Genomic DNA, 12379 nt, shown 5'->3' with positions numbered 1-12379 from the left:
ATTTGAGGAGAATGTGTTACACATATTATTTGTACATTCTTAGATAATTGTTTCAATTTTTCAGCAATTTTAATAACTGTTTCTCCTGAAATACCCGTATCTATTTCATCAAATATTAAACAAGAGATATTATCAACTTTAGAAAATACTATTTTTAAGGCTAACATTATTCTTGAAATTTCTCCACCTGATGCAATTTTAGATAAATCTTTTAAAGATTCTCCTTTATTTGTTGATATTAAAAATCTAACTATATCCTTACCATTTAAATTTAATTTTTCATTTTCTTTAAATTCTATATCAAATATTACATTTTTCATATTTAATTCTATCAATTCATCTGAAACTAATTTTTTTAAATAGTTAGCCTTATCTTTTCTCATATTAGATAACTTTGAAGAATATTCTTCATAGGTATATAATAATTTATCTCTATGTTTTATTTTTTCATTTAAAATCTCTGAAGAAAAATCAATAAGCTTTAATTTGTCTTTTAATTCTTTAGAATAAATTAAAAGTTCAGGTATACTTTTACCATATTTAACTTTTATTTTTCTTATTTTTTCTAATTTTAAACTTACCTTATCCAACTTAGTATCATCATTTTGTATATTATTAAATTTATGTTCTAATTCAGATAAAATATCTATATATTCTTCATATATATTATCAAATCTTGAATAAAGTTCATTAAATTCTTCTCCATATTCACTTATTCTTTCTAACTCTCTTCTTACGCCTTTTAACTCATAACTAGACAAAGTAGATACTATATATTTAAGTTTTTCAGATATTATACCCGAATTAAACAACAATTTATATTCTTGTTCTAATTCTATTTCTTCATCTTCTTTTAATTTTAAGCTATCTATTTCTTTAATTATCAAATTATATAATTCTTTTTTAGATAATACATCAATTTTGTCTTTTTCTATATCTTCTATTTCTTTATTTACAACATTTATTTCGTGGATAATCTTTTTTAATTCTTTTTTTAATTCAAAACTACTTGTATCTAAAAATTTATCCAAAAGATCTATATGGTTATTTGAATTAAGAAGATATTGATGTTCATGTTGCCCAACTATATCTAAAATATTAGAACTAATATCTTTTAATCCGCTTAAATTAAATCTTCGTCCATTTACTCTAACTTTATTACTATCATAATCAAAATCACGTGATATTATTAGTTCTTCATCTAATTCATAACCTATTTCATCTAACTTTGAAACTTGATTTTTATTTAATAAAAATTCTGCTTCTATATATACATTATCTGAATTTTTACCTATCATTTCTTTACGTGATTTTTCTCCTATTATCATAGATATAGCATCTAGAATTATAGACTTCCCTGCTCCTGTTTCTCCAGTTAATACAGTTAATCCTTTATTTAGATTAATATCTAATTCATCTATTATTGCTAAATTTTCTATTCTAAGTCCTTTTAACATTTCATCCCCCTACGACCAATGTAATTTTTTCTTTAACGTTTCAAAATAGTTTGAATCATCAACACATATTAAATCTATACCTTTTTCACTTAATTTAACATTAATTCTATCTGTTTCTAAAATATCATAATGTAAATTACCATCAATATTTAATCCAGATATACCACTTTTACTTTTAGCACTTAAAATTAATTCTTTATGAGGTGAAACAATTATAGATCTTGCACTTAACGTTTGAGGCGCTAGAGGGGTTATACATATTGCACGAATATCAGGATGTATTATTGGTCCATTAGCAGATAATGAATAGGCAGTTGAGCCTGTAGGCGTTGCAACTATTACTCCATCTGCTCTATAATTATTTATTAAATTATTATTTTGAAATACAGAAACTTCTATTAAATGGGCTTGTATTTCTGATTTTAATATACTTAATTCATTAAGTGCATAATATATTTTATCCCTAAATACAATTTCTAAAAAATCTCTATGTTCTATACTGAATTCTCCATTTAGATATTTCAAAAAAGAATATTCAAAATTTTCTATACTAACCTTAGTCATATAGCCAACATTCCCATAATTTATTGCAAAAACAGGAATATTTTTAACTCTTAATAAAGGTACCAAAGAAAGTATAGTCCCATCTCCTCCAAGAGAAATTATTATATCTGCTTCTTGTATATCATCTATAATTTCAATATTATTTTCATTCAAAAAATTTTCAATAAAATATATATCTTTTAATTCTGATTTTTTTACTATTTTAACCTTCATTTATTTTCAACTACTTTCAATAAATCCTTGTACATATTGTTATAGCAATAAAGTGTAGCTACACAATCAACTAAACTATCATGAAATTTTTCTTCTTTAAATCCATAAAAACTTGCACATTCTATAAGTTTTGGCCGTTTAGCATTGACATCATCTAATAATTTTCTATATAAATACTTAAAATATTCTGAAATATCAACCTTAATTATATGATTCACCTTAAATCCTTGTCTTTTTAACAAAGTATAATCAAAATCTATACCATAACCAACAATGTATTCTGTTTTATCTAAAATTAATTGTATCGTTTCTCTATAATCTTCTATACTTTTTTTATCTTTTACAAACTCAGGAGTAATACCATGTATTTTCATTGCTTCATCCCACTCAGTTTTTTGAGGTTTAAAATATTCATTAAATATTATTTCTCCATCAATATTCATTATGCTAAGTTGCATAATTTCATCATCATCTCTAATTCCAGTTGCTTCAAGATCTAAAACTATCTTATTACTTAAACTTTCATATATTTCAATAAAATCTTCTGCTAATCTCTCAAGTTTTGTTTTTCTTACTCTTTCTTTTTTAGGATCTTCATAATACTCTAATATATCTAAATCATATTTATAAGAATATCTATTTTCATCCATTTTTAGTAAATTATCAAAACATACAAGAGTTGCTTGACAATCACTTAAAGAATTATGTGCATTAAAATTATACTCGAAAAAAGAAGCACAATCACTAAGACTTGGTATTGGTTTATCTTCTAAAATTTTTTCATTTTTAAAAAGTTGGTAAAATGGATAAGAAATATCTAATACTACATTATTATTACAATTAATTTTTGCTCTTTCAAAAAAAGTAATATCTGAATATACTTGATACCCTATTATTAATTTATGCTTCTTCAAGATCTTTTCTATACTACGTCTATAATAAGCAATATCCTTCTCATTCATAACTAAATTTTTGTCTATTCCATGTATATTATACGCTCTTTCCCACTCATCAACATGTCTTGGTTTAATATATCTATTAAATAAAATATTACCATCTAAATCTATAATACTTACTTGTAATATTTCATCATTTCGTTTTACTCCTGTAGTTTCTACATCTATTATTATGGGATTTAATTTTTCTAAATTTTGTTTACAATATTTTAATAATTTTATATATTTTTCGTGTTTTTCTATATTATTATGTACTTTTTTAGCTTTTTTTCTCAAATTTTTTATTTCTTTAATCTCCATAATTACCTTCCAAATTATATTTACTATATTATACAACATTTTAAATTTAATTTCTACACATAAACATATTGTTATCTTTACACTTTTATATATTTTTGGTATAATTTCTATATAATTTATTAAAGGTGGGATATTATGAAAAAAATTGTAAAAATAGAAAAATTTGAAGATATAAAAAAAGCTAAACTATTATCTGCAATCTTATTAGGATTACCTGAAATAGATAATTTAGAATTTGATTTAAATGAATCTATACTATCAATAAAACTAAATTCTATTTTGTCTAACAACATACTTACTTATTATATAAAATCAACAAATATAGAAGTAATAGATATAAAGGATGAAAATTAATGTTTTATGCATATTTTTTAGAAAACGAAAATATTTCAGACATAGTTGAAGATTGGAGTACCTGTCAAACTATAACAAAAGGTAAAAAAGCTAGATTTAAAAAATTTAATTCATATAATGAAGCTAAAAATTGGTTAGATTCCGGTGCCTTATATACTCCAAAAACAAAAGATACTTCAAGTCTATTTAAAGATGCCATATACTTTGATTCAGGAACAGGTAGAAAAGGAAGTGCTGAAGTTAAAGTATGTGATTTCTTTGGAGATTCACTTCTTCCTTTCATTATGCCAAATAATAAAATCAATGCCTATGGTAATTACTACTTAAATGAAAATAGAACTAACAATTTTGGTGAATTAACCGGATTATACATTGCACTTAAATATGCTCTTAAATATAACATAAAAAAAATTTGTGGTGATTCTAAATTAATTATTGATTTCTGGTCTAGAGGAAATTTTAATGAAGATAAACTTGATAACGATACAGTTGAATTAATAAAAAAAGTGCATGAATTAAGAATAAAATTTGAAAATAATGATGGTGAAATTTATTATATATCAGGAGATATAAATCCTGCAGATATAGGATTTCATAAATAGAAAGGAATAAAATGAAAGACCTTTTAGAAAATATAGACGAAGTAAAATTAGAAGAACTTGTTAATTTTAATCTTACTGCATTAAGACAATTAGCAAAAAAAGAAAAAGTTGAAAATTATTCAACAATACCTAAAATGCAATTGCTTAATATATTATCATATAAACTAGCAATAAAAAGAGATATTAGATATTCATATGGTGAATTAGATATTGTTAATGATACTTTTGGATTTTTAAGAAATACTCCTCAAGGTGTTGATGTATATGTATCAAATTCTCAAATAAAGAAATTTTCACTTAGACAAGGCGATATTATAGCCGGAGAAGTTCGTGAACCTGTAAAAGAAGAAGGAAATTATGGTTTACTTAAATTATTATACATAAATGGAGAAGAACCCTCAAAAAGTGCTTTAAGACCATCATTTGATGATCTTGTTCCTGCATATCCATCAGAAAGATTAAAATTAGGAGAAGGTAGTCTTGCCTCAAGAATAATAGACCTTATTTCTCCTATAGGTAAAGGGCAAAGAGGTTTAATAGTTGCTCCACCTAAAGCTGGTAAAACTACCATACTTTCTTCTATTGCAAACGATATTTTAAAATACAATAAAGATGTACAAGTGTGGATAGTTCTTATAGATGAAAGACCTGAAGAAGTTACTGATATTAGAGAAAATGTTAAAAATGCAGAAATATTTGCTGCAACATTTGATGAAAATACATCAATACATCTATCTGTAACAGAAAAAGTATTAGAAGCTGCAAAAAGAGAACTTGAAAAAGGTAATAATATCGTAATATTGATGGATAGTTTAACAAGATTAGCTAGATCATATAATATAGAAATGCCATCAAGTGGTAAATTATTATCTGGAGGTATAGATCCTAAGTCTTTATATATGCCTAAAAAATTCTTTGGTTCAGCTAGAAAAATTAAAAATGGTGGAAGCATAACTATTCTTTCTACAGCACTAATAGACACTGGAAGTAAAATGGATGAAGTAATATTTGAAGAATTCAAAGGAACAGGTAATATGGAATTAATTCTTGACAGAAGTCTACAACAATTAAGATTATTCCCTGCTATAGATATACAAAAAAGTGGAACAAGAAAAGAAGAACTACTTTACTCAAAATCTGAATTTGAATCAATTTTAAAATTAAGAAAATTCCTTATGAAATTAAATGAAGCTGAAGCTTTAAAATACCTTATGGACTTAATTAAACACTATCCTTCAAACGAGGAATTATTAGAAAATATTGATTTTGAAATTACAGATTAAATATTTGACAAAGAATACATTTTATTGTAGAATTATATATATATTTATAAACAAATTAGGAGGACAAAATGTCAAAAACAGTTAAAATAATTAACGAAACTGGAATACATACAAGACCAGGTTCAGTTATAGTAAAAAAAGCAAAAGAATTTAAAGAAGATGGTACTCAAATAATGTTGTCTTATAACGGTAAAGACGCTAAGGCAGATTCATTAGTAAAAATATTATCTTTAGGAATTAAAAAAGATGGAGAAGTAACTGTTAGTGCCGAAGGTCCAAGTGCAGAAAAAGCAGTTGAAGCTATGGCTGAATTATTAGCTAATTTAGTTGACTAATAAATATATTAAAATAAGGAATTACACCTAGAATCTATAATTCTAAATGTAATTCCTTTATTTTTTATTTAATTATTCCTTCTTTTTTCAATATAGCTTTTATCCACCCTTTAAATAAAGGATGTGGTTTGTTTGGTCTACTTCCAAATTCTGGATGAAATTGAGCAGCAACAAAATATGGATGATTTTCCAATTCTATGATTTCTACATAATTTCCATCTGGTGATTTACCTACTATTTTAAAGCCATGTTTTTCAAATTCTTCTAAATATTTTTGGTTAAACTCATATCTATGTCTATGTCTTTCCATTATTTCAGGAACTCCATAAAGATTAAACGATTTACTATTTGGTGTTAATTTACAAGGATAAGAACCTAATCTCATTGTCCCACCTAAATTTTCAACTCCTTCTTGTTCTTCCATTAAACTAATAACAGGAAAAGGAGTTTCTTTATCAAATTCAGTTGAATTTGCACCTTTCATGCCTAGAACATTTCTTGCAAATTCTATCGTAGCCATTTGCATACCAAGACATATTCCAAAGAAAGGTATATTATTTTCTCTTGCAAACCTTACTGTTGAAATTTTACCTTCTATTCCTCTTCCACCAAATCCTCCAGGAACCAATATTCCTGAATAATCATGTAATTTAGATAAATCAAATTCTTCTGCTTTTAAATAATCTATTTTAACCTTAGTATTATAATCAAATCCTGCATGTTCTATTGATTCATGAATACTAATATATGCATCTTTTAATTCAACATATTTACCTACAACGGCAACTTTAATTTCATGTTTAGGATTTTTAAATCTATTAACCATTTCTGCCCATTTTTCAAGCTTAGGTTTAATATTAGTTAATCCAAGTTTTTTACATACTTCATCAGCAAGACCCAAATTTTCCATATTTATAGGTATTTCATAAAGATTTTCTGCATCTAAAGCTTCTATTACAGATGTTTCATCAACATCACAGAATAAAGAAATTTTAGATTTAATATTATTATCAACTGGATGTTCACTTCTAACTATTATTATATCTGGATTTATTCCAAGACCTTGTAACATCTTAACACTTTGCTGAGTTGGTTTTGTTTTTAATTCTCCTGCTGCTTTTAAATATGGTAATAAAGTAACATGAATATATAACACATTTTCTCTACCAACATCTTTTTTAAATTGTCTTATAGCTTCTATAAATGGATTAGATTCTATATCTCCTATCGTTCCTCCTATTTCTGTTATAACTATATCAGAATTAGAAGCAATTTCAGCTTGTTTTATTTTCTTCTTTATTTCATTAGTAACATGTGGAATATATTGAACAGTACCACCTAAATAATCTCCTCTACGCTCTTTAGACAATATTTTAGACATTATTTTACCACTAGTTACATTATTATACTTAGTTAATTCCTCATTTATAAATCTCTCATAATGACCTAAGTCTAAATCAGTTTCTGCACCATCTGCTGTAACAAAAACTTCACCATGTTGATATGGACTCATTGTACCTGGATCAACATTTAGATATGGATCAAATTTTTGTATAGTTACTTTATATCCTCTCTCTTTCAATAATCTTCCAAGAGAAGCAGCAGTTATACCTTTACCAAGAGATGATACAACTCCACCTGTAACAAATATATATTTTGCCATTATATATTTCCTTTCTTAATTTTTTTCTTGTATTACACCATAAAATTTAACTCTATCATTTTCTGGAACTTGAATCAATTTAAGTTTTTTACTAGGATCTTCTTTTAGAATTATTGTATATATAGACTCAAATGTAGATCTATCTATGGGATTGTTTGCAAAAATCATTACATTATTAACATCTTTACCTGTATAAACTTTTACATCTCCTAAATCTTCTATATACTTAGATAAAAATTTTAAGTAAAGATTTTCATAAAATACTCTTTTTTCATTAGGACTTCTATTTTCAAACGAACTATAGTCTACACCAATTTCACTTTTATATTTTAATATTCATTCTTTTTTTATATTTCTACGCTCTATAAATCCCTTACTAGTATTAATTGAAGAAAAAGAATTTAAAGATATTAATAGAGTAATAAATAATAAAACTTTTTTCATAATTACCTACTTCATTAATTTTGTTAGTCCCTTATCTGAATAAACTTTTAATTGACCTTTAACATCTTTTCCATATATATTTGAAAATATTACATCAACAAGATTTAAAAAATATTTTGATTCTAACTCAGTAAGTCCTTTATCTACATTTATAGCTAATTCTATATTTTTAGGATCACTATCTTTAAATTTAAGAACTGCATCATAACCTAAATCTGCTAATATTTCCTTTAAAGCATATTCACTAACTTCTTTCTTTACTTCTTTATTATTTAAATCTAATTTCCCCTTAATTTTAGTGTAATCTGCTACCTTAGAATTGTATAATCCAATAAATACTTGATTTGTTCCTGAAGTCACAACTTCGTTAACATATTGATTATACACTGTATTTTGTATATCTTCTACTTTAAATTTAGCTTCAGCTGAAACAGTTAATACTGATAATAAAGCAAAAGCTGCTATTAATATTTTTTTCATTTTATCCTCCTAATATTTTTTATTGTAAAAAAGCCTTATTTCTAAAGAAACAAGGCTTTATACATTATTTTAACTATTTAACCTCTACACCTTTTTTGTATGCACCTTCTGAACCGAATACATTTACAATCTTTTCTTTATAATATTTTTTAATGTAATCTTTTGCAACCCCCGCATATTTTCTAGGATCAAATTCACTAGGTTTATTAGCTAACACTTCTCTAATTCCTGCTGTAAATGCTAATCTACCATCTGTATCAACATTTATTTTTGCAACTGCTGATTTAGAAGCTAATAATAATTGTTCTTCAGGTATACCTATTGCATCTGCAATTTTACCTCCATGTTGATTTATTATTTCAACATATTGTTTAGGTACTGAAGAAGAACCATGTAATACTATAGGGAATCCTGGTATTCTTTGTTCAATTTCTTTTAATATATCTAAACGAATTTTAGGATTATCTCCTGGTTTGAATTTATGAGCACCATGTGAAGTTCCTATTGCTATTGCTAATGAATCTACACCAGTTTTTGTAACGAAATCTTCAACTTCATCTGGTTGAGTAAATATATGAGCATCAGCTACTACATCATCTTCTACTCCTGCTAATACTCCTAATTCTGCTTCTACTGTTACATCGTGTTCATGTGCAAATTCAGCAACTTTTTTTGATAAAGCAACATTTTCATCATAAGGGAAATGTGAAGCATCTATCATTACTGAAGAGAATCCATATTCTATACAGTCTTTAGCCATTTCAAAACTTGGACCATGATCTAAATGAAGAGCTACTGGTATATCTGACCCTGAAGCTTTAACATAATCAGTTGCAGCTTTAGCAAGTCCAGGTAACATTTCTTTACCAATGTATTTTCTAGCACCTGTTGAAACTTGTAATATTACTGGTGACCCCATTTCAACACAAGCTTCAATAATACCTTGTAATTGTTCTAAGTTATTAAAATTAAACGCAGGAACTGCATAACCTTCTTTGTTTGCTTTTGCAAACATTTCTTTAGTGTTTACTAAACCTAAATCTTTGTAATTGTATTTCATCTTACTGCCTCCTAGTAATTTCTTTTCTCTTAAATTTTATCAAATTTTTAAATATTAGTCAATGTTTAATTTATTCAATTTTGCTATTCTTGTAGAGTCTATAAACTTATCTATATCATCAGATTTAAGTACGTTTCTAGATGTAAAAATAACCTCTACCAAAAATTTCAAATGTGAGCCTTTAAAAAACGCTTTTTAACTTATATAAATAAAAGTATTCTCAAATATATCATACATGGTTTATTTAGATTTTATTCGGTTTTTATTGCTAATAAAAATATTCAAATTAATTTGATGATTGATATTTTTTTATTGATATAAACCATACTACATATGATAATATAGTTAAAAATACAGTTGATATTATATATCCTATTAAATATATATAATTTATATTACCTTTTAATAAATCTATAGGACCATTAAAAACCATAAAATAAGATATTAAAAAAATAAAAATATATTTAATAGGTTTAGGGTATATATCTTTAGGTTTTGAAGAAGCATCTTCTAATAATTCTGTTATTCCTTGAATAGCACTTGCTTTTTCTGTATAAAAAACTATTGTAACTAATATCCTAGATATTAAAAAAACATACCAAACCCCTATTAAAACCATTATAAACCACAAAAATATTTTTAAAATTGGAACATCTTGTATGATAAACAAATATATTTGTAATGTTATATACATAATTGATGTTATTAAATTTTGTAAATCTATTCCATAAAATGTATAAAACCAATAAGAATTTATCGGTCTTATAAACTTATAATCCATTTCACCTTCTAATACTTCATTATAAATTGATTCATTTCCTACTATAAAAAAGCAATAACTAAGAGAAGTAATTATCAACCCCGTACAAATTAGATTTATACTATCGTTAAATGTATAACCATAAATATTATCAGTATAACTATAAAAAACAAAGCTACTTAATATTTGTAATACAAAAAATAATACAGATACTATAAACATTATAATAGATGAAGTTCTATATGCTAATGTTTGTTTTAAGCTATTTTTTGATAAAGTTATAAATAAATTAAAATTCATACTATGCCCCCATTCCTTCATAAATTTTTAATCCTTGTTTTAATGCAAACTTATATAATAGTTTTAATAATATTATCCATATTATACATGCTAGTACATAATACATTATTTCATTTAAATATAATTTGCTTTCTAACATTTTAGCTAATACATAAGAACTTAAAGAAAAAGGATTGTATTTAATAATATCAAATAAATATTTAGGCAATAAATCTAAAGGAAAATATATTCCAGCTAGTATATAGTATATACCATAAAATAAACCTGTTAAACTCCAAGTTTGCAGAATCCAAAACCCTATTGAAGATATAACTGATGTTAAATAATAAAACATCATTATTAATAATAATATGTAGATAATAGCTATTAATTTATATTCTATTTTTGAAAATATTACTACAACTAAAAAAGTTGTAGCAATTATAAGTTTTTCACCTAAATATTGAAAAAAATTTTCTAACGATAATGAAATAGGTCTTAATAATATTATTGTTAATTTTCCAGTTCTAACTAAGTTTCCTATTCTATGTATATTACTAAAATTAAATAATAATGTAATTAAGTTAGTTATTAATAAATAAATTAACATTTCATTAATATTATAATCTCCTATTTTACTTAATTGACTTGTTTTATATACTCCCGACCAAAGAAAAAATATTATTAAAAATTGAAATAATCTAATTCCAATTTTAGTTATAATATTAAATCTATACTGAAAATCTATTAATATTCTATTTATAATAATTTTATAGTATTTTTTCATATTAATACCCCTTAAAATAATCATATATTATTTCTTCTAATTCTTTAGAATTATTTTCAAAAGAAATAATATTATTTCCATCTATTTCATATTTACAAACATCTATTTTTTTAAACGGAATATTTTCAAAAGAAAATTCATCAGTTTTTGTATGAATTATATATTTTTTTTCAGCTACATAATTTTGTTTTAATTGCATAATGTCACTATCTAAAACAATTTTACCTTTTAAAATCACAACTATTCTTTTACATAAAGCTTCTATATCCTTCATATTATGACTTGTTAATACAATAGTTGTTTGCTCTTCTTCATTTAACTTTAACAAAAATTCGTGTATTGCTTTCTGGCTAACTATATCTACACCTATAGTTGGTTCATCTAGAAATAATATTTTAGGTTTATGTATTAAAGAGCAAATTAATTCAAATTTTAATCTTTCTCCTAAAGATAATTTTCTAACTGGAACATTAATTTTATCTTTTAAATTAAGTAATTCTATTAATTTTTCTAATCTTTTTTTAAATTCTTCATCATTTATTTCATAAATATTTTTTAACATTTCAAGTGTATCTATGCTAGGAAGATCCCAAATTAACTGACTTTTTTGACCAATTACTACTCCAATTTCTTTTAAATACTGCCTTTCTTTATTATATGGAATGTAATTATCACATAAAACATCTCCATTTTTTACAGAAAGTATCCCTGTCATAATTTTAATTAACGTTGTTTTACCAGCTCCATTTGGACCTAATAAGCCAACTATTTCTCCTTTTTCTATATTTAAACTTTCTATATCTAAAGCATCTACAAATTCGTATTTTCTGTTAAAAAAGTCT

14 protein-coding genes are annotated in these 12379 nt (G+C 24.6%); 4 read left to right on the top strand and 10 right to left on the bottom strand.

The window, feature by feature from the left end:
* The 3 genes from ACWYO2_RS02630 to ACWYO2_RS02620 all read right to left on the bottom strand — a co-directional run.
* Positions 1-1457, bottom strand: a 1457-nt coding sequence (locus ACWYO2_RS02630; RefSeq protein WP_455514943.1) for a DNA repair protein RecN, incomplete at its 3' end; no start/stop codon positions are given.
* 9 nt (positions 1458-1466) lie between these two features.
* Positions 1467-2234, bottom strand: a complete 768-nt coding sequence (locus ACWYO2_RS02625) for an NAD(+)/NADH kinase (protein WP_455514942.1) — start codon at positions 2232-2234, stop codon at positions 1467-1469.
* Entirely contained in the window at positions 2231-3490 is a 1260-nt protein-coding gene (locus ACWYO2_RS02620; RefSeq protein ID WP_455514941.1) for an exonuclease domain-containing protein, read from the bottom strand. Before ACWYO2_RS02620 ends, ACWYO2_RS02625 begins: the two co-directional genes overlap by 4 nt.
* A gap of 135 nt (positions 3491-3625) precedes the next feature.
* Here ACWYO2_RS02620 and ACWYO2_RS02615 point away from each other — a divergent pair, with 135 nt between their 5' ends.
* From ACWYO2_RS02615 to ACWYO2_RS02600, 4 genes are all read left to right on the top strand, one after another.
* Positions 3626-3844, top strand: coding sequence for a hypothetical protein (locus tag ACWYO2_RS02615; protein WP_455514940.1), 219 nt, complete (start codon positions 3626-3628; stop codon positions 3842-3844).
* Positions 3844-4446 carry a ribonuclease H1 domain-containing protein gene (locus ACWYO2_RS02610; protein ID WP_455514939.1) on the top strand — a complete coding sequence of 201 codons (603 nt, stop codon included), beginning with the start codon at positions 3844-3846 and terminating at the stop codon, positions 4444-4446. The genes ACWYO2_RS02615 and ACWYO2_RS02610 overlap by 1 nt, the downstream gene beginning before the upstream one ends.
* Before the next feature lie 11 nt (positions 4447-4457).
* A complete protein-coding gene (gene rho, locus ACWYO2_RS02605) occupies positions 4458-5729 on the top strand; it encodes a transcription termination factor Rho (protein ID WP_455514938.1) in 1272 nt (423 codons plus the stop codon).
* Between the two features lie 68 nt (positions 5730-5797).
* Positions 5798-6064 (top strand): HPr family phosphocarrier protein, encoded by a 267-nt coding sequence (locus ACWYO2_RS02600; RefSeq protein WP_455514937.1) that lies wholly within the window; start codon positions 5798-5800, stop codon positions 6062-6064.
* A 64-nt stretch (positions 6065-6128) separates the two neighbouring features.
* Here ACWYO2_RS02600 and ACWYO2_RS02595 read toward each other — a convergent pair whose 3' ends face one another.
* From ACWYO2_RS02595 to ACWYO2_RS02565, 7 genes are all read right to left on the bottom strand, one after another.
* Entirely contained in the window at positions 6129-7727 is a 1599-nt protein-coding gene (locus ACWYO2_RS02595) for a CTP synthase (protein WP_455514936.1), read from the bottom strand.
* Between the two features lie 15 nt (positions 7728-7742).
* Positions 7743-7895, bottom strand: coding sequence for a hypothetical protein (locus ACWYO2_RS02590; protein ID WP_455514935.1), 153 nt, complete (start codon positions 7893-7895; stop codon positions 7743-7745).
* 282 nt (positions 7896-8177) lie between these two features.
* The gene (locus ACWYO2_RS02585; protein WP_455514934.1) at positions 8178-8651 is read right to left on the bottom strand and encodes a hypothetical protein; all 474 of its coding nucleotides are present in this window, start codon (positions 8649-8651) and stop codon (positions 8178-8180) included.
* A 73-nt stretch (positions 8652-8724) separates the two neighbouring features.
* Entirely contained in the window at positions 8725-9711 is a 987-nt protein-coding gene (locus tag ACWYO2_RS02580) for a class II fructose-bisphosphate aldolase (protein WP_455514933.1), read from the bottom strand.
* 286 nt (positions 9712-9997) lie between these two features.
* The gene (locus ACWYO2_RS02575; RefSeq protein WP_455514932.1) at positions 9998-10771 is read right to left on the bottom strand and encodes an ABC-2 family transporter protein; all 774 of its coding nucleotides are present in this window, start codon (positions 10769-10771) and stop codon (positions 9998-10000) included.
* A 1-nt stretch (position 10772) separates the two neighbouring features.
* Positions 10773-11537 carry an ABC-2 family transporter protein gene (locus tag ACWYO2_RS02570; protein ID WP_455514931.1) on the bottom strand — a complete coding sequence of 255 codons (765 nt, stop codon included), beginning with the start codon at positions 11535-11537 and terminating at the stop codon, positions 10773-10775.
* Between the two features lies 1 nt (position 11538).
* Positions 11539-12379, bottom strand: an 841-nt coding sequence (locus tag ACWYO2_RS02565) for an ABC transporter ATP-binding protein (RefSeq protein ID WP_455514930.1), incomplete at its 5' end; no start/stop codon positions are given.

The sequence above is a fragment of the Pseudostreptobacillus sp. genome (assembly GCF_977040545.1).
The sequence above is the reverse complement of the archived record's forward strand: the minus strand, read 5'-3'. Positions and strand labels throughout refer to the sequence as shown.

Coding starts and splice junctions, on each gene's coding strand:
- ACWYO2_RS02570 (WP_455514931.1), bottom strand. CDS start 11,537: ATGAAAAAATACTATAAAATTATTATAAATAGAATATTAATAGATTTT.
- ACWYO2_RS02625 (WP_455514942.1), bottom strand. CDS start 2,234: ATGAAGGTTAAAATAGTAAAAAAATCAGAATTAAAAGATATATATTTT.
- ACWYO2_RS02600 (WP_455514937.1), top strand. CDS start 5,798: ATGTCAAAAACAGTTAAAATAATTAACGAAACTGGAATACATACAAGA.
- ACWYO2_RS02595 (WP_455514936.1), bottom strand. CDS start 7,727: ATGGCAAAATATATATTTGTTACAGGTGGAGTTGTATCATCTCTTGGT.
- ACWYO2_RS02610 (WP_455514939.1), top strand. CDS start 3,844: ATGTTTTATGCATATTTTTTAGAAAACGAAAATATTTCAGACATAGTT.
- rho (WP_455514938.1), top strand. CDS start 4,458: ATGAAAGACCTTTTAGAAAATATAGACGAAGTAAAATTAGAAGAACTT.
- ACWYO2_RS02590 (WP_455514935.1), bottom strand. CDS start 7,895: ATGATTTTTGCAAACAATCCCATAGATAGATCTACATTTGAGTCTATA.
- ACWYO2_RS02615 (WP_455514940.1), top strand. CDS start 3,626: ATGAAAAAAATTGTAAAAATAGAAAAATTTGAAGATATAAAAAAAGCT.
- ACWYO2_RS02585 (WP_455514934.1), bottom strand. CDS start 8,651: ATGAAAAAAATATTAATAGCAGCTTTTGCTTTATTATCAGTATTAACT.
- ACWYO2_RS02580 (WP_455514933.1), bottom strand. CDS start 9,711: ATGAAATACAATTACAAAGATTTAGGTTTAGTAAACACTAAAGAAATG.
- ACWYO2_RS02620 (WP_455514941.1), bottom strand. CDS start 3,490: ATGGAGATTAAAGAAATAAAAAATTTGAGAAAAAAAGCTAAAAAAGTA.
- ACWYO2_RS02575 (WP_455514932.1), bottom strand. CDS start 10,771: ATGAATTTTAATTTATTTATAACTTTATCAAAAAATAGCTTAAAACAA.